The following is a 17,828-nucleotide window of genomic DNA, read 5'->3' as shown; positions in this document are numbered from 1 at the left end:
ATACAAGAAGCATCGCCAGCAACGATAATTTTTATAATTGGATCGATGTCTTTAGAATTTATTAAAAGAAAATAATGTTTTCGTATTACAACTTCTCACCTTTCAAATCCATTTTGCTTTTACAGCCGCAGCAACCTTTCTGCCCTGGTTACGGCCAGCAATAGCTGCCGCACTTTTATGCGTAGGGTCATACGGATTGATGCCGATCGCAGCTTTACTCTCTGCATCGGGCACAATAAGGAATACATCTGTCTGAGGTTTCATTGTCTCAATGTCTTCCACTACGCCTGGGATTAAACCATATCCTTGTGGCATCGGGGCAAGAACAAGAACTGTTTTGTATCCGGCCGACAGCAACACATTGGTAGAAGATACCATTCCGCCATCAATCCATTTCCTGCCGTTCCATTCTACTATCGGCCAAATACCCGGAACAGCGCCACTTGCAGATACAGCGTCAACTAAAGATATTCCTGAAGTATGGTCTAAAACGTTCAATTGTCCTGTTTCAGCCTCTATTGTAGTTACCTTCAATGTTTGTGGCCATGTTGTAGTCACTAATCTGTTTTGAACCACCATTTGGCGTTGAGAAACCGGCACAGGTTCAGGGTTGGCTTTGGCAATGTTTCCAAAAGCGGTACCCACCTTCTGTCTGTCATTTCCACCAATCTTAAATGCTTCATACCAAGCATTCATGATTTCTTTATTGGCTGTTGCAGGTATTTCTGTATCATTCCGTTCTAACTGGGCTTTAAAAAGTTGCTCCATATCATAACCGCTTGAAAGGGCTACTCCAACAAACGCTCCTGCGGATGTTCCAAAAACCGTGTTTGCTTTATGCAATTCTACCCCACTTTCCAATAAGCCGCTTAGAATTCCAATCTCCCAGCCGATAGCGGTAATTCCTCCACCGCCTAAAATAACCGCGCTGTCATGTGTTGTAATTTGATTTGAACTCATCGTGTTTTTGTTAATTTCAATCTTAAAAGTAAAAAAATATTATAGATTTTGTTCCTAATAAGATCAAACAAAATTAGAGGAATTTTTTAATTAGGAATAGAGACCAGTTCGTGAAACACCAATTTTTAGTGCATAAAAGAAGTATCCGTATTTATTGAAATCTTAAACCTTCAACACAAATTTCTAACTTTGTTGCTGATTGCTGAAGGCTGATAGCTATCGGCCATGAACTATTAACCATCAACCAAAAAACATAAATGGGAAGAGCATTTGAATTTCGGAAAGAAAGAAAATTTAAAAGATGGGCCAAAATGGCCGTACAGTTTACGCGTTTAGGCAAAGAAATTGTGATGGCGGTGAAAGCCGGCGGGGCAAGCCCGGACACGAACTCGAGGTTAAAAACGGTGATGCAAAACGCCAAAGCCGTAAACATGCCGAAAGACCGCGTGGAAGCGGCCATCAAACGCGCTACCAGCAAAGACGAAGGCAATTACGAGGAGATTGTGTACGAAGGTTACGCGCCGCACGGCGTTGCCGTTTTGGTAGAAACCGCTACGGACAACACAAACCGGACGGTGGCCAATGTGCGCAGTTATTTTACCAAAACCAATGGTTCGCTGGGAAAAACTGGTTCGCTGGATTTTATTTTCAGCCGGAAATCTGTGTTTACTTTTGAGCCGAAAGATGTGGATTTGGACGAGCTGGAACTGGAACTGATTGATGCCGGACTGGAAGACCTGTTTGTGGAAACCGATGAAGAAGGAAACGACCTGGCGGTTATCCATACGGCATACGAAGATTTCGGAAAAATGCAAAAAGCGCTTGAAGAAAAAAGCATCGAAACCAAAAGTGCGAAACTGGAACGCATTGCCCAATCTCACCATGATGTAACCGAAGAACAAGTTGCCGATGTGATGAAACTGATTGACAAGCTGGAAGACGACGACGACGTGCAGGCCGTTTATCACAATATGGCGGAGTAATTGTTGCACTGATTTTTATGTGGTAAAAGAAGTATCTTAGAATTTTAAAATTATGGCTGATAAAGATTTGCTCGAAATAATTGCTGATATGTTGCGAAAACTGGATCAACATTCTGAGATATTAAATAAACATTCCGAAACGCTCGAACTTCAAAATAAAGCTCTAACCTCATTTATGGAAGGTACGCTTAACCAGTTTGACCAACAACAAATTTTTAATGAACGATTATTTAGTATGAATGATCAAATTGTTGACCGGTTGGAAAAGCTGGAAGCCAAATTGGACAAAAAGTGATTATGCCAAAACTTTGAAAAATGCAAGCCAATCATTTACTTCAATAATTTTCAGAAATTGATGCTGACTTTCGAAGAGTTTTTCAAAAAGAAAAGGATAGACCTGCAGCAACTGCAACAGGCCGAGCCAAGTTTGTTTGTTGAGTTTAGCAAACATTATCCCTTAATGGGCGAAAAAAGCTTTGACCATACCAAAAAGTACTGGTTTAACAATTTACGCCGCTTGTATCCTTTGGCAACAGAAGCAAAACCGCATAAAGTACAGGCCGAAGCGATTTCGCAAACGGCGGTACAAGGCGTTGCGGTTGCAGCGGCACAAAACGTAGATGCAGGGATTGAAAGGCCGAAATTTAAAGAAGATAATTTACCGTTTTTGACTGAGGAAAACGTATCGGATCAGGATATTTCGTTAACTGAAATTGAAAAATCAATCATAGAAAACCATCCGGTAACCAATTTGGAAGGTGCAACAGCAAAACCTACTTTTAAACCGCGCTTCAACGCTAAAAATATTAAAAAACCGGAAGCCGAGAAAGAAGTTAATTTGGTTAAGAGCGAGGAAGAAAAGATTGACGAGCGCGAACCTGCGAAACCAGCTTTTAAGCCGAGGTTCAACATGCAAAACATCAAAAAAGATGTGGTAAAAGAAGCATCAGAAACCGAAGCTGAAATGCCGGAACCGGAAGTAGAAATTAAACCAGAACCGGCAACCGAAAATCCGCAACCTGAACCTGCAAAACCAGCTTTTAAGCCGAGGTTCAATATGCAAAATATCAAAAAAGATGTGGTAAAAGAAGCATCAGAAACTGAAAAAAAAGTACCGGAACTGGCAACAGAAAACCCACAACCGAAAACAGAAGAAGCGAAGCCTGTTTACAAGCCCCGCTTCCAAATGAAAAATAAGCCGAAACCAGCAGCAGAAAACCCGCCTAAAAATGACGACTAAGGCAATAAAGTGAACAATGCTTCTTTTACATCATGAGAATTTGTGCCGGTATAAACTTTAAAATCTCCGGGTTCCGAGTCAAATTTTAAATCAGAATTGTAAAATTTCAGGTCGTTGTTAACGATGGTAAATTGAACATTCCGGCTTTCCCCTTTTTTTAGAAAAATCTTTTGAAAGCCTTTCAGCTCTTTAACTGGCCGTGTTATCGAGCCAACCAAATCCTGAATGTACAGTTGCACCACTTCTTCGCCATCGTAATTTCCGGTATTGGTAACTTTAACATTTACTTTTAACTGGTCTGTTTTGCGGATTTGGCTTTTATCCAGCACCGGTTTTTCATAGGTAAAAGAAGTATAGCTCAAACCAAAACCAAAAGGATAAAGCGGATCGTTGGAAACATCTAAATAATTGGAACGGAACTTTTGGAACCATTCGCCTTCGCCCAGCGGGCGGCCCGTATTTTTGTGGTTGTAATACAAAGGCACCTGACCAACATTTTGCGGGAAAGTAGCCGTCAGCTTCCCGGAAGGGTTTACGTTGCCAAACAAAACATCACCAATGGCATCTCCGGCTTCCGATCCGCCAAACCACACGTTTAATATGGCTGGTACGTTTTTGCTTTCCCAGGTCAAATCAAGCGGACGGCCGGTAAACAAAACCAGCACAACAGGTTTGCCGGTTTTTAGCAAGGCTTGCACTAAATCTTGTTGAATTTTTGGGACTTGAATATTGCTCCGGCTGCTGCTTTCGCCGCTCATTTCTGCGGATTCGCCAACGGCAGCCACAATTACATCTGCTTTTTCGGCTGTCCTCAACGCTTCCTGCAAAATTTCGTTTTCCGGGCGAGGATCGCGGTGCAGCGATTTTCCAAACATGGTGGCACGGGTTTCAAAAGCAGAATCAGCATCCAGGTTAGAACCTTTGGCATAAACAATTTTGGCTTTGTTTCCGGCCGCATCTTTCAAAGCGGTAACTAACGATTTGTAATTTGTAGGATCGGCAGCAACGCTCCATGTGCCGCTCATATTTTCTTTGGCATCAGCCAACGGGCCTATTAAAGCAATCGTCCCGCTTTTTTTAAGCGGTAAAATGTTGTTTTGGTTTTTCAGGAGAACAAAACTTTTTGCTGCAATTTCGCGGGCAGCTTTCCGGTTTGCTGCTGTATAAATTTCGGTTTGTGCCCTTTTTACATTGCAAAAACGGTAAGGGTCGGCAAACAAGCCCAGTTTGTATTTGGCTTCCAAAACCTTTCGGCAAGCCTGGTCAATGTCCTGTTGCGTTACTTTTCCTTCTGATAAAGATTTTTTTAGCGTGGTGAGAAAACCTTCCCCAACCATGTCCATATCTACACCTGCTTTCAATGCCAATGCCGAAACCTGCTGCAAGTCGCCCATGCCATGAGCAGTCATTTCGTTGATCCCGGTGAAATCCGTTACCACAAAACCGTTAAAGCCCCATTGCTTTTGCAAAACATTGGTTAGCAACCATTTATTGCCGGTTGCTGGGATGCCGTCCACCTCGTTAAAAGAAGCCATTAGGCTTCCAGCACCAGCGTCAACGGCTGCTTTATAGGGCGGCATGTATTCGTTAAACATCCGTACGCGGCTCATATCCACTGTATTGTATTCCCGTCCTGCTTCTACGGCCCCGTACAAAGCATAATGTTTTACACAAGCCATAATGTTGTTGGGCTGCGCGTAATTTTCTCCCTGATAACCTTTTACCATCGCGCGTGCAATTTGAGAACCGAGATAAGGGTCTTCTCCCGAACCTTCAGACATGCGGCCCCAACGCGGGTCGCGGGAAATATCAACCATGGGCGAAAACGTCCAGCAAATTCCGTCGGCGCTGGCTTCAGCGGCAGCAATTTGGGCACTTCTTTCGATGGCCTGCATGTCCCAACTGCAAGACAAGCCCAAAGGGATCGGGAAAACGGTTTGATAGCCGTGTATCACGTCCATCCCAAAAATCAAGGGAATTTTTAACCGGCTGTTTTCGACTGCAAATTGTTGTGCCGCCCGGATTTTTGCAACAGATTTAATGTTGAACAAACCGCCAACCTGCCCGGCTTTCATTTTTTGCTCAATATCACTATTGCTGGCCGTTCCGGTGGTAAAATCGCCGGAACTGGGTAAATTAAGCTGCCCGATTTTTTCTTCCAGCGTCATTTTCTTCATTAAAGCAGCAACAAACTGGTTCATTTGCTGGGTGTTTGCCGTGGCGTTCACCTTTTTTTGCTGGCTAAAAACAGCATCGGTAAAAATTAAAGAAAGGATTATAGTGAAGCAGAAAGTATTTTTTTTCATACAAAAAATTAGGGTTTAATTAAATAAGGCTCGATGGCTTTCGTCCAGATTTCGTAGCCTCTTTCGTTCATGTGCAATTGGTCTTCAACATAAAGCTCCGGCCGCATTTGCTTTTTATTGTCCAACATCAAATCGTAAATATTAATGAAAGTCGTTTTTGGCTGACCATGAAGATACTTTTTAATCAGCTGATTCGATTCAATTATAGTTTGCCGGAATTTGGCCCGGCTTGGGCTTGGCTTGATCGAAATAAAAGCAACCGGAACGAGCGGAAGTTTTTGACGGATCAAAGTAAACAGCGTTTTGAAACGATTTAAAATGGTTTCCGCAGAAACATTACCTTCAGCAATATCATTTTCGCCGCTATAAATTACAATCTGCCTTGGTTGGTAAGGATCAACCAGATTGTTCACATAAAAAATAGCATCGGTTAAAGTAGAACCGCCAAAACCGCGGTTGATAGCTTGGTAAGCAGCAAAAGTTTTCTCCAGATCCGTCCACTTCCTCAACGATGAACTGCCGATAAATACAATACCGTTTTTTGGCGGCGGATGAATGCTGTCCTGCTTTTTAAAAGCTTCAATTTCGTCGTAAAAAGCGTGTTTTTGCTGGGCAGAAACTTTCGGAGACCAAAAAAATGCCGGTAAAAGAAGCATCAACAGTAGTCGTTTTTTCATCTCGATCAATTGATATTCGGGCTGCTAAAGCCTAATTTTTTTAACCCTGATTTTACTTCCGGGCAACTCATAAACAGTTTCCACAATAAACCCGAACGCCCATTTTCAATCATCACTACTTCCGGCCCCTGGTCTATGCCTAAATATTTTTTTGGATACCAGTTTGCCGTTTCGCTGAAAGCATCATAAAAACCGTATTCGCCCCAAACTTTATCGCCTAAACCTTCATACAAATGCCGAATGACTTTCATGGATTCTTTCGGCGTGTAAGGATATGAAGAAATGGCTGCTGTTGGAGAAATCACACCTAAATCATCCTTAACATTGGGTGCATGGGCAGCATAACCGTTTACAGAATAACTGGCCGTTAAGCCCCAGCAATTCTCGCCGTAACCTGTGTATTTTTTGGGGTCTTGGATGCAGTATGCACGGTTAATTAAAGTGGTGTTGCGGTTGTTCGACCAATAATCTGCATATTGATCTTTCAAACCTTTTGGGTTGAGGCCGAGGTAAGAATAATGTGCCCAGAAAAGCGGACCAACCGTTTCGCCAACCACATTGTGTTTTAAAGTGATGAGGTAGCCATAAGGCTTGATGTTGGTTTCGATGCCACCGCTGCGCGCCCAGCCTTCGTGGTAAACCACGGCCGGAATTGTGTGTGTTGGAGAAGATGCAGCCAGCACATACAAGATCAAACATTCATTATAACCTTGCACCGGGAAGTTTTCAATCCAGTTATATTGTGGCGACCAATGCCAATACAATACGTTTTTATCGCCCTGCCGGTACCAGTTGTAGTCCACGCCTTTCCATATTTTATCAATACGGGCAGCCAATTGCTTTTCTTCGGGGTTTCCGTTTGCGTAATATTGCCTCACACAAAGCAAACCCTGCATCAAAAAAGAAGTTTCTACCAAATCGCCGCCATTATCTGTTTTGCCAAATGCTTTTGATTTTCCGTCCGGCAGCATCCAATGGGAATACGCGCCATGATAACGTTCAGCTTTCTCCAAAAAACCAACAATTTTTTCAAAACGTTCTGTGCCTTGTTTCTTGGTGATAAAATGGCGTTCCATCCCAACCAAAATCGCCATCACACCAAAACCCGAAGCGCCGGTAGCAATAGTGGTTTGGTCATGATCAGGATAAACGCCGTCCATGTGGATACGTTCGTGTGCCATGCCCGAAACCGAATCTGCACCTTTCCAAAAGTATTGAAAAGTGCGCTGCTGCACCGTATCCAACAATTTGTTGTCGGTTAGTTTTTTTGTAGTTTGAGCTTGAAGCGTTAGTGAATTTAGGGCGATAAAAACAGTATGCAACAGCAACAGGATGGGAAAACCGGGTTTGGGGAATACTCTTTTTATCGGCATATTTTTGGTATTGTAAGAAACAATAAAGCCGGAATAAAGCTATTCCGGCTGTAAAAAACTTGTTTTTAATAACCCGGATTTTGGGTAAGCTTTCCGCCGCTCAAATCAATTTCGCTTTGCGGGATTGGCATTAATTCATTTTTACCTGCTTTAAAACCTTTTGCCCCAAACACTGCCGGCCCTCTGCCCTGCCGAACCACATCAAAAAAACGATCAAATTCCATGGCCAGTTCCACTTGCCGTTCATGCCAAATAGCTTGGCGCAAAGCTGTTTGATCGGTTGTGGTAACCTTTGGCAAGATGCTGGTATTACTTCCGCGTGCCCTTGCCCGAACCATTTCGAGCGAATTTAATGCCGCTGCTGAATTGCCTGTTTCGTTGGCTGCCTCGGCATTCATCAGCAAAACTTCAGCATAACGAATGACACGAATATTTTGATCTTCGCCTTCGTTTTGCACAAAAGGCACGGTAAAAGGCACATATGATTTGGTTATAGCGCGGGTTATCGCCAACCGGATCAACTTTGTCGCCTTCGGGCGTGGTTTCGCCCCTAAAAATAATGGTGGCATCCATCCTCGGGTCTCCGGGTTCAAATGCATTGACTAAAGCAGTTGTAGGAACATTAAAGCCCCAACCGCCGCCTGTTTGCGCACGTACACCTTGTACTTGTGAGTATTGGCTGGTTGATGCACCGATAACGTTTGGAAAACTTTGACATTGAATTTCGAAAACAGATTCGGAACAGTTTTCGTTGGCGATGCGAAACATTTGTTCAAAATTTGGAAACAAAGAATAACCCAAGCCCATCACCTGGTTGGTATAAGTAAGCACATCTGCCCATTTTTTTTGATACATCGCTACTTTGGCATGTAAGGCAAGGGCAGCGCCTTTTGTGATCCGGCCAACATCGGCTGAACTGTAACTTTGAGGCAATACAGATGCTGCATCGGTCAAATCTTGTTCTACTGCGGCATAAACCTCTGTGGCAGAATTTCTCGGAATGTTATATTGTGTTTGATCGGCAGGAACATGCAAACGTAAAGGCACGCCGCCATAAGCTCGAACCAATCTGAAATAAGTGTACGCACGTACAAATTTTGCTTCTCCGAGGTATCGTGCTTTTAAAGCTGCATCCATGTTGATGGCAGGAACATTATCCAAAACCTGGTTGCAAAGGTTTACTTCCTGGTACAGGCCGCTCCAAAACCCAAACACTTGGCCTTCGGTAGAGGTGTAAGTAAAGTTATCATACAGGTTAAAAAAAGTGGCATCACTTGGGCTGCTGCCTTTTTCAGTTTCATCCGAAGGGACGCTTTCAATAGCTATAGCGCCAAAAGCTACCTGATCAAAGGAGCGTAAATTAGCATAAATAGAATTAACTGCTGCCGTTGCATCTGCCGCTGTTGTAAAAAAGGTTTCACTGGTTTGCTGCGCTTGCGGCGGAACATCTAAAAAACTTTTTTTACAACTTTGTACCGATAAAAGAAGTATTGCCAATAAAAAAGGAATTGTAATTTTATTTTTATAATTTAACATGACGGAAATTTTTAGGGATTAAAAAGTAACATTTACACCTAAATTGTAGGTGGCAAATAAAGGATAAACGCCAGTATCTATGCCGCGGCTTAATGCCGGCTGATCGCCTTGTCCGCCTATTTCCGGGTTAAAGCCTTTATAACCAAACAGGTTGATTGCATTTTGGGCACTGGCATAAATCCTGAACCGTTGTATTCTCAATTTTTTTACAACATTGTCAGGCAAATTATAACCTAATTGCACGTTTCTCAACCTTATATAGCTGCCATCTTCTACAAACCAACTGTTTGGATAATAATTTGCTCCTCCGCCAATATTGGCCGAAGGATAGGTGTTTGATGTACCGTCTCCATGCCAGCGGTGGTTGTAAAAATCCTGTGTAAAGTTTTCGGCACCGTAACGCAAGCCTTTATTGGCGTTGTATAAATCAACCTTGCCCACGCCCTGCACATCCACAGTCAAATCAAATTGTTTAAACTTGAAATTCGTATTTAAACCGTACAAATATTTCGGATTTGGATTGCCTAAAACCACACGGTCCCGGGCATCAATAACACCATCACCATTGGTATCCTGGTATTTAAAGTCGCCGGGGCTGGCATCTTTTTGTGCCGAAGAAGCTATTTGTGCAGCATTTTGAAACACGCCTTGTACTTTGTAACCATAAAACACGCCAATTGGCAAGCCTGCTTGTGTAATGGTGGTTAACTGCCCGCCTGTTGCGCCTGCACCGGCGTAAATAGGGTTGTTGCCTGTAATTACAGATAGTACTTTATTGTTATTGAAACTGAAGTTTCCGCCAATAGAGTAAGAAAAGTCATCACTTACAGTTTGCCTCCAGTTGGCCGTAAATTCAAGCCCTCTGTTCCTGAAAGTAGCCTGATTGCCAATAATTGTACCGTTTGTAGTACCCAGAGAAGCCAGCACTGGGATTGCAAAAATGGCTTGTTCTGTTCTTTTTTCGTAGTAATCTGCTTCAAATGTTAAACCATTGTTTAAAAATGCTGCTTCCAAACCTATATCAGTTCCTACACCACGTTCCCAGTAAGTAACCGGATTAACCAAAGTAGTAATGTTAGCGCCGGTGCCTGGCACCCCGCCATTTGCAGAGGTAAGATACGCGCCTCGGGTTACGGTTAATATTGATAAGTTTGATGGCACAGATGCATTTCCTACTTTACCCCAACTGCCTCTCAGTTTTAAATTATCGAAGATATGCTGGTTTTTCATAAACTCTTCGTTGCTGATGACCCAGCCTGCGCCAATTGAAGGAAAATAGCCCCAGCGCTGGTTGCCCAAAAACTTGGAAGAACCATCAGCACGCAAGGACGCATTGAGCAAATATTTATCCCGGAAAGCATAATTGACCCGGCCGAAATAAGAGGAATAAGTGGCCAGCGAACCTCCGTCATTTACACTTCTGTCTGTCGCGCTGCCCAAGGTAAGATACCGGTCTCCGGAGGTATTGTTAGGCACATCATAGGCAGAAGCTGTACTATTGTAGGTTTTGTAATGTTGCCCAGTTTGACCTAACAATACGGTTAGTTTATGTTCTTCGGCAAAAGTTTTATCAAACGTTAAAGTGTTTTCGGCTATCCAATTACGGGTTTGCAACTCGGTTAGCGTTAGTAAACTTCTTAAACTGTATTGGTTGGTCGTTGCTTTGTAAACCGGAACATAATTGTCAGTATTGTTTTGAGCAACCTGGCCGCCAAAACTGGTATGAAATTTAAAATATTTGGCAAAAGTTAAATCGCCGTACACATTTCCTGACAAGGTGTAGTTCCGTGTTTTCTGATCAAAATAATCCAGCTCAGCTTTCGGGTTATTAGGAATGTTGCCGATCGGATACTTTGCCGGATCACCGTAAGTGCCGTCCGGGTTATAAACAGGCACTACCGGAGACGCGGTAAAACTATGGTAAACAATATCACTGGGAACATCCGTAGAACCGCTGCCTTGCAATACCGCGCTGTAGCCAATTTTAAGGTTATTAGATAAATTGACATCTTGCTGCAAATGCGAAGTGATACGGTCGTAGGTGTTTTTGTTTACAGTTCCATCCTGCTGTAAATAACCTATAGAAAAATTATAAGAAGATTTATCCGTACCGCCACTGACAGAAAGATTATGGCTGGTGGTAAAAGCATTGCGTAAAATTTGATCGTACCAATTTGTACCGACGCCTAAACTTGCCGGATTGGCAAAAGTAGTTGTCCCGTTTAGTTCATTAACCAAAATTGCGTACTGCGATGCATTGGCCATTTTTAATTTGTTCGTTACAGTTTGGAAGCCTACGTAAGCATTATAATTTACAGTTGGTTTGCCTTTGCCTTTTCTGGTAGTAACCAACACTACGCCGTTTGCCGCCCTTACACCGTAAATAGATTCGCTGGAAGCATCCTTTAAAATGCTCATGCTTTCGATATCGTTGGAGTTGAGGAAGTTAATATCATCATACCAAACACCATCCACCACATAAAGCGGTGTATTGCTGCCATAAACAGTACCTGTACCGCGGATGATAATTTGCGGAGAAGCGCCAGGCTGGCCCGAATTGGTAACTTGCAATCCCGCAACTTTTCCCTGTAAAGCACTTACCGGGTTTGGGTCTGGCTGTTTGGATAATTCCTCGCCTTTAATTTGCGCAACCGAACCGGTAACATCAATTTTTCGTTGCGTGCCATAACCAACCACCACCACCTGCGCCAGTTGTGTTGCTGCCGAAGCCAGTTTAACATTGATGGTCGTTTGATTGTTGACTGCCACTTCTTGCGTGGTATAACCAACGTAAGTAAAAGTGAGCGTGGAATTAGCGGGCGCAATAATGCTGAACGTACCGTTAACATCAGTTTGTGTACCGGTCGTACTTCCTTTTACTAAAACGCTTACGCCAATCAATGTTTCGCCTGTTGTGGCGTCCGTGATTTTTCCCTTGACATTTTGTTGGGCAAAAGCAGCATTTAAAAAAAGAATAAACACCAGTACCGCACCGGTTAGGTTGGTAAAAAGTTTTCTCATAAAAAGAATTGTTTTGGTTGTTGGATTTGAAATTAGAAAGTATAGGGTCAAAAATACAACTTAACTTCTTATGCTAAAAAAAAGTTTTTGCGATGCCACAAATAAAAGCTTCCCGCTTGGTTTAAGTACCTGTTTAAATTTGTACAAAATCCTTCGATATTTTCTGGATTGATCGTAATGCTTCTTTTACCCTATAAAAATTGGTGTTTGTGTTAACCTCAACAAATCGAAAACCAACTACGCACCAATTTTTATAGGGTAAAAGAAGCATAGAAACTTTAAGAAGTATTAATTTTTAAACAGGCTTTAAAAAAACGATGCTTCTTTTACTGGCATAAAAGAAGCATCGTTTGCTATTTATTTAGGCCGAATTTAACCAGCCTGTAATTGTCCTGATTTATTCTTTTTTGCTGATGCATTCACCGGTTGCGGCACTTTTACATAATAGCCGGTTCCGTCATAAACCCTTTTTCTTGGATGGCTTTTGCAATTTTCAGAACAACAGCCATCCAATTGCCAGCCGCATTCGTCGCATTGCGTAAAATGCTCGTTGCATTCCGGGTTGGCGCAATTGATCATTTTTGGCGTTTCTTTTCCGCAGTTAAAACAACGGGAAATAACGACCGGGTTTACCGAATTAACATCAACCGACAAACGGTTGTCAAACACATAACACTTGCCTTCAAAATCTTTTCCGCCAACTTCCTTGCCGTATTTAATAATGCCGCCGTGCAACTGGTAAACGTTTTCAAAACCTTCGTGCAAAAGCAAAGCTGAAGCTTTTTCGCATTTGATGCCGCCGGTGCAGTACGTCAGTATTTTTTTATCCTTAAAAGAAGCAAGCCGGTTGATCATCTCCGGAAAATCGCGGAAATTTTCAATATCCAAAGTTACCGCGTTTTTAAATTTGCCCAGGTTATGTTCGTAGTTGGAGCGCACATCCAGCACAATTACATCGTCGCGGTCTTTCATCTCCATAAATTCTTTTGGTTCCAAATGGATGCCGGTTTGTTTGTTTGGGTCAATCATTTGCGGGTCGCGCAAACCTGAATGTACAATTTCGGACTTGTACCGGACGTGCATTTTCACAAAAGTTGGTTCGGCCACGTCATCAACCTTAAAATCAATTTTGGCAAACCTTGGGTCGGCGTGTAAAGTTTGCATATAGGTTTCGCATGCTTCTTTTATGCCCGAAATTGTTCCGTTTAAGCCTTCATCGGCCACAATTACGCGCCCAACTAAATTTAGGCTTTTACAAAATTTCAAATGATCGGCAGCAAAAACTTCTGCATTTTCAATTGGAGAATAGCAATAATATAAAAGGGTCTGGTATTTCATAACAACATTGATACTGGTGTAAACAGCGTAAAATGAAGCGCAAAAGTAAGGAGAAAGGTTGGAAGGTGAAAGGTGTTAAGGCGAAAGGTAAGAAGATAAAACGGTGCATTCCTTTCACCTTTCAACCCTTTACCTTTCACCTCTCTCAAAATCCATAATAAATCCTGAAGCCCTGGTGTACTTTCTTTTCGGCATTGTAAGCGAAGCCGTAATCAACCCGAAAAATAAAGCGTTGCAAACCCACATAAAATTCAGTGTAACTATTGTAAGCTTTGGTGAGGCTGCCCAACGCTTGTTGCTGGGTCAGATAGGAAGCGCCAACAAGTTCTTCCAATTTAAACTGGCGCATAAATGGCACTTTGTTCAACAAAAAACCCGAAAAATTATGCTCGTAATGGCCTTCTAAATATTGTGTCCGGGTGCTGTAGGGATAATAATCCAAAAAGTGGAAAGAGCCGATACTTGGGTTGAACGTTAAGCTTTCGTTGCCCAAAAAGTGTTTGTAGTCCGGGTAAAAAACCTGTTTCCGGTCGAAAAATTTTCCGGCAGAAACCAGGAAAGAAGAATAGCCATACAAGCCGATGGGGATTTTATTTTGAAAAACATGGATCGAGCCATAATCATAGTTTTCATCAGAACCCAAAATGCCAAAAGCTTTACGGTAGTTTAACCGCACTTGCGGATACTTGGAAGGTTGGTAAAAACGGCCGTCGGGGCGCGTGGTATATTGCTGGTCGAACGTAAACAAAGCACTACCACGAAAAGTTAAAGACTGGTAAGTTGGAAACAATTGCGTTTCGGCGGCCGGGTTTAAAGGATTGTTGGAAGTAAGCTTATTGTCCTGGTTGATCTTATCCAGCATGGCCGTGTTGTACAATTGTTTGTGGTTGGCATATTCCAACTGGCCATTTAGCAAAATGCCGTTTGTTACTTCGCGCTGTGTGCCAATCATCACAGATTCGTTGCGGTAAAGTTTGACGTAATTTTGGTTGTACAACAATGTTCCAAGCGAGTTGATGAGCAAACTTTGTGTGCCCAAATTATTCAAATCCAAAACATCCGAACCAATTTTTCCATAAATCGTTCCCTGGTTAATTGGATCGTAACGATAACTGGCAACCGCATTTAAACTTAAAAGGTGATTGGAAAAACCGTAGCGCAAATTTGGGGTGATAGAAAAAGCACGCCGGTCTTCGTCGCTTTTGGTATAAGTGGCTTTTAAATTGACGGCAAAACCTTCCACTGTGTTGTAATGGATTTGCTTGTAAAAAGCCGGAAAAGTGATGGACGTATGGTCATACCGGTCGTTTTTGGTGTAATCGGTAATTAAAAAAGGAAGCACTTTAAAGTGGTTATTGGCGCGTTCTACCGAATCCAAATAGTGCTTGGTGTTTTTATGGCCGGCCGTATCGTCCCGAAATTTATAGTTTTTGCTTTCTTCCGCCGTTAGCGGAACCGGGCGGTTTTGGTTCCAATAAACCGAATCTTTTTTGTTGACGCCTTTGGTGATCTTCATGATCTCGCCATTAAAAAAACCTTTCGGAAACTTTGGGTCAACATTATAATTGCTGTAAATGCCGATGAAATAACCATCAAACTGAAAACCCAACACTTTGCCTTTGAAAGCAAACTGCACAAAAGCCGGTTGCCAAATGTTGTTTTTGACCGGGATATATTGCTGGCTCAAGTTTAAAGTGTCCACAAAATTGATTTGCGACTCTTTGGTCAAATGCAAATCAACACTGTAAATGCGCCATTGCCCATCTACAATATAAATGTTGCCGCGAAAAACCGGGTCAAACTGCCGCCGCGGGATCACTTGGATTTTATCAACCGTTTGCCCGTTGATGACATCCGTTCCAAGCAGTTTGTAACGGTAATAAAACAGCGCGTTATCGGCAACGGGCGAAACAAAACCACGATTGGTCAAACCATCCAAAGTAATGAGGTTTTGATAAAAAGACAATTGCAGATCGGAAGCGCGGTTAAAACTGAATGCATTGTTGCGGCCTGCAATTTTGGAAGAAACCATCACTTCTTTAATCTTGTCCGGCGCTTCAAAATTGAAATGCGACTCGGACTCCGACAAGTAAATTATGCCTTTCCGGTTAGAATCCAATTGTAAAACTTTTTGCACATCACGGCCTAAAATCTTTTTGGGCGCACTCAGTAGTTTTTGCACGCCTTTGATGTAAACATCGCAGGAATAGGCTTTCAACTCGGTTAAATGTTGTTTACGCCGTGCAACCGTTTTGCGGATGATGGCATAAGCCGGGTCTTCGCCGTTGCCGTTTACCGATACTTCTTTTAGCTGGTAAATTTCTTTGTCCAGCACCACATCGTGCTCTAAATTGTTTGCTACCGATAAGTGTTCTACCTTCTCTTTAAAGCCCACAAAGCGGTAAATCACATCGTAAGTTCCCGGGCTGATGCGCAACTGGTACAAACCTTTATCATTGGCCGAAGTGCCTTGCGTGGTGTTTTTTAGGTAGATGGAAGTAAAAGGGATTGGTTTGCCATCTGCATCGGTGATTTTTCCGGAGATAACTACCTGCTGGCAAAAAGCCGCACTAATTAAAAACTGGGCTATAAAAAATAGGCGTAATTTTTTTTTCATTGTGATAAAGATAAATAAGGGCTAAAAACCAACCATCGTTTTTGCTGTTTAAAATTACGTTATTAATGATTGCGGACTGGCAAATTTACGCCATGAATATAGTGTTTTGTGCCAAAAGGTTTTGCCGAAACCGTTACTAATTTCGATAAACTGCCCGATGCTTCTTTTATCGGTACTTTTTTAGTGCTTTATTACAAACTGTACACATACCTAAAGCCCTGGTAAATTTTGTTGTGGCCATCAAAAGCAAAACCATAATCAAAACGGATGAGCAGTTTTCGTACCCCGATATAAAACTCGTGGTAGTTGGATTGCAGGTTTTGGGTGAGAAAAGAGCCGCCGACAATTTCCTCCAAACGCAACTTGCGCAGCAAGGGCATGCGGTTAAAAAGGTAGCCGCCAAAATTATGCTCGTAATGGCCTTCTAAGTAATGGCGGTTGGTACTGTAAGCGTAATAATTGAGGTAATGGAAACTGCCCAAAGACGAATCAAAAATAAAGGGCTGGCCGCCACGAAACTGTTTATAATCCGGATAATACAAGCTTTTATGGTTCAAAAACGAGCCGGCAGAAAAGAAGTAAGATGAATAGCCCAAAACGCCGGTACGGACCCGGTCCTGAAAAACATCAACCGAAAGGAAATCATAATTCACATCCGAACCTAAAACAGGGAAACCTTTGCGGTAGTTTACCCTTAAACGCGGATAAGGCGAAGGCTCGATGTATTTGCCGTCTGGCCGCTGCGTGTATTGCTGGCTAAAAGTAAAAGTGGCCGAACCGCTGAAAGACAACGACTGGTAGCGCGGAAAAAGCGGCACATCACTGTAGGGGTCTAAAGGGTTGTTGGATTGTTCGGGCACGCCCAAACGGTTTTTTACCGGTGTAACCTGCGTACTATCGTTGTATAAATTGTTTAAGCTCCGCCGGTCTGAATATTCCAGCAAACCGTTCAGCAAAATGCCGTTTTCTACTTCGCCTTGCGTACCAACCTGCACAAATTTCGACTGGTAAAGCTTCAACAAATTATGCTCGGTAAACAAAGTACTCAGCGTATTTAAAAAAAGGCTTACCGTGCCGGAATTATTCAGGTCGAGAAAATCTGTCCCGATTTTTCCGTAAAAACTGGCCTGCTTGCTGGGGTTGTAGCGGTACGAAGCGTAAACGTTGGCATTTAGCAAAGGGATGCCAAAACTGTAGCGCACGGTTGGCCTTATTTCCAATGTTTTTCCGTTTGAGGCAAACTTTTTAAAACGTGGCGCCACGTTTACGCCCCAGCCTTCAACCGAGTTATAAAAAACAATGTCTTTGGGCGACTGGATGTTGTACCAACGCTTCGTGTCCTGGCTTTTAATGGTATATCCGTTTAAAACCCAAGGTAAAAATAAAAAGGTGTTGTTTGTTTTTTTTGCCGAATCCAGGTATTGTACAGATTGCCGCTTTTTGCCCAAACTGTCTTTATTGTAGTAAAAAACTTCTTCCTGCTGTGTTAACGGAACCGGCCGGTTATTGTCTAAATAAACAGAATCCCGACGGTAAGCAATTTTAGGGATTTCCATAACCTGGTTGTTAAAAAAATGGGGCGCAAAGGCATGGTTGATTTTGTAATCAGAATAAATGCCTTCGTAATAACCGCGGAAAACAAAGCCCATTACTTTGCCCTCGTAATTAAAACGGACAGACATTGGCAGCCAAATATCACCCTTGACCGGGAAAAACCGCTGTGTAAGCCGCATGGTATCTACATAATAAATATTTGCGGTTTTGTACAGTTCCAAAT

13 protein-coding genes are annotated in these 17,828 nt (G+C 42.6%); 3 read left to right on the top strand and 10 right to left on the bottom strand.

Annotation, left to right across the window (positions count from 1 at the left end):
• Window positions 1–102 precede the first annotated feature (102 nt).
• Window positions 103–960, bottom strand: a complete 858-nt coding sequence (locus tag Q0192_RS04695; protein ID WP_299286809.1) for a patatin-like phospholipase family protein — start codon at window positions 958–960, stop codon at window positions 103–105.
• Between the two features lie 257 nt (window positions 961–1,217).
• Between Q0192_RS04695 and Q0192_RS04690 the strand changes: the two genes are divergently transcribed.
• From Q0192_RS04690 to Q0192_RS04680, 3 genes are read left to right on the top strand one after another with little or no spacing between them, the layout of a single operon-like run.
• Window positions 1,218–1,943 (top strand): YebC/PmpR family DNA-binding transcriptional regulator, encoded by a 726-nt coding sequence (locus Q0192_RS04690; RefSeq protein ID WP_299286807.1) that lies wholly within the window; start codon window positions 1,218–1,220, stop codon window positions 1,941–1,943.
• Window positions 1,944–1,995: 52 nt separating this feature from the next.
• Window positions 1,996–2,238 carry a hypothetical protein gene (locus Q0192_RS04685; protein ID WP_299286804.1) on the top strand — a complete coding sequence of 81 codons (243 nt, stop codon included), beginning with the start codon at window positions 1,996–1,998 and terminating at the stop codon, window positions 2,236–2,238.
• A 60-nt stretch (window positions 2,239–2,298) separates the two neighbouring features.
• Window positions 2,299–3,183: a hypothetical protein gene (locus Q0192_RS04680; RefSeq protein WP_299286801.1), complete on the top strand. Its 885-nt coding sequence runs from the start codon at window positions 2,299–2,301 to the stop codon at window positions 3,181–3,183.
• Here the strand turns inward: Q0192_RS04680 and bglX are convergent.
• The 9 genes from bglX to Q0192_RS04635 all read right to left on the bottom strand — a co-directional run.
• Window positions 3,180–5,489 (bottom strand): beta-glucosidase BglX, encoded by a 2,310-nt coding sequence (gene bglX, locus Q0192_RS04675; protein WP_299286798.1) that lies wholly within the window; start codon window positions 5,487–5,489, stop codon window positions 3,180–3,182. The genes Q0192_RS04680 and bglX overlap by 4 nt on opposite strands.
• An 8-nt stretch (window positions 5,490–5,497) precedes the next feature.
• Window positions 5,498–6,166, bottom strand: coding sequence for an SGNH/GDSL hydrolase family protein (locus Q0192_RS04670; protein ID WP_299286795.1), 669 nt, complete (start codon window positions 6,164–6,166; stop codon window positions 5,498–5,500).
• 5 nt (window positions 6,167–6,171) lie between these two features.
• Window positions 6,172–7,539 carry a glucoamylase family protein gene (locus tag Q0192_RS04665; protein WP_299286792.1) on the bottom strand — a complete coding sequence of 456 codons (1,368 nt, stop codon included), beginning with the start codon at window positions 7,537–7,539 and terminating at the stop codon, window positions 6,172–6,174.
• 65 nt (window positions 7,540–7,604) lie between these two features.
• Window positions 7,605–7,997 (bottom strand): RagB/SusD family nutrient uptake outer membrane protein, encoded by a 393-nt coding sequence (locus tag Q0192_RS04660; protein WP_299286790.1) that lies wholly within the window; start codon window positions 7,995–7,997, stop codon window positions 7,605–7,607.
• Complete coding sequence (locus Q0192_RS04655) at window positions 7,948–9,075, bottom strand: RagB/SusD family nutrient uptake outer membrane protein (protein WP_299286787.1); 1,128 nt, start codon at window positions 9,073–9,075, stop codon at window positions 7,948–7,950. The genes Q0192_RS04660 and Q0192_RS04655 overlap by 50 nt, the downstream gene beginning before the upstream one ends.
• A gap of 18 nt (window positions 9,076–9,093) precedes the next feature.
• Entirely contained in the window at window positions 9,094–12,096 is a 3,003-nt protein-coding gene (locus Q0192_RS04650; protein WP_299286784.1) for a TonB-dependent receptor, read from the bottom strand.
• 372 nt (window positions 12,097–12,468) lie between these two features.
• On the bottom strand, window positions 12,469–13,434 hold the full coding sequence (locus tag Q0192_RS04645) for a rhodanese-related sulfurtransferase (protein ID WP_299286782.1): 966 nt from the start codon (window positions 13,432–13,434) through the stop codon (window positions 12,469–12,471).
• Window positions 13,435–13,579: 145 nt separating this feature from the next.
• On the bottom strand, window positions 13,580–16,051 hold the full coding sequence (locus tag Q0192_RS04640; protein ID WP_299286779.1) for a DUF5686 and carboxypeptidase regulatory-like domain-containing protein: 2,472 nt from the start codon (window positions 16,049–16,051) through the stop codon (window positions 13,580–13,582).
• A 191-nt stretch (window positions 16,052–16,242) separates the two neighbouring features.
• Window positions 16,243–17,828: DUF5686 family protein (locus Q0192_RS04635; protein WP_299286776.1), on the bottom strand; the 1,586-nt coding region annotated here is incomplete at its 5' end.

Origin of the sequence: uncultured Mucilaginibacter sp. (genome assembly GCF_937859865.1) — a bacterium.
GTDB lineage: Bacteria > Bacteroidota > Bacteroidia > Sphingobacteriales > Sphingobacteriaceae > Mucilaginibacter_A.
This window is presented reverse-complemented; position numbering and strand designations above follow the sequence as displayed.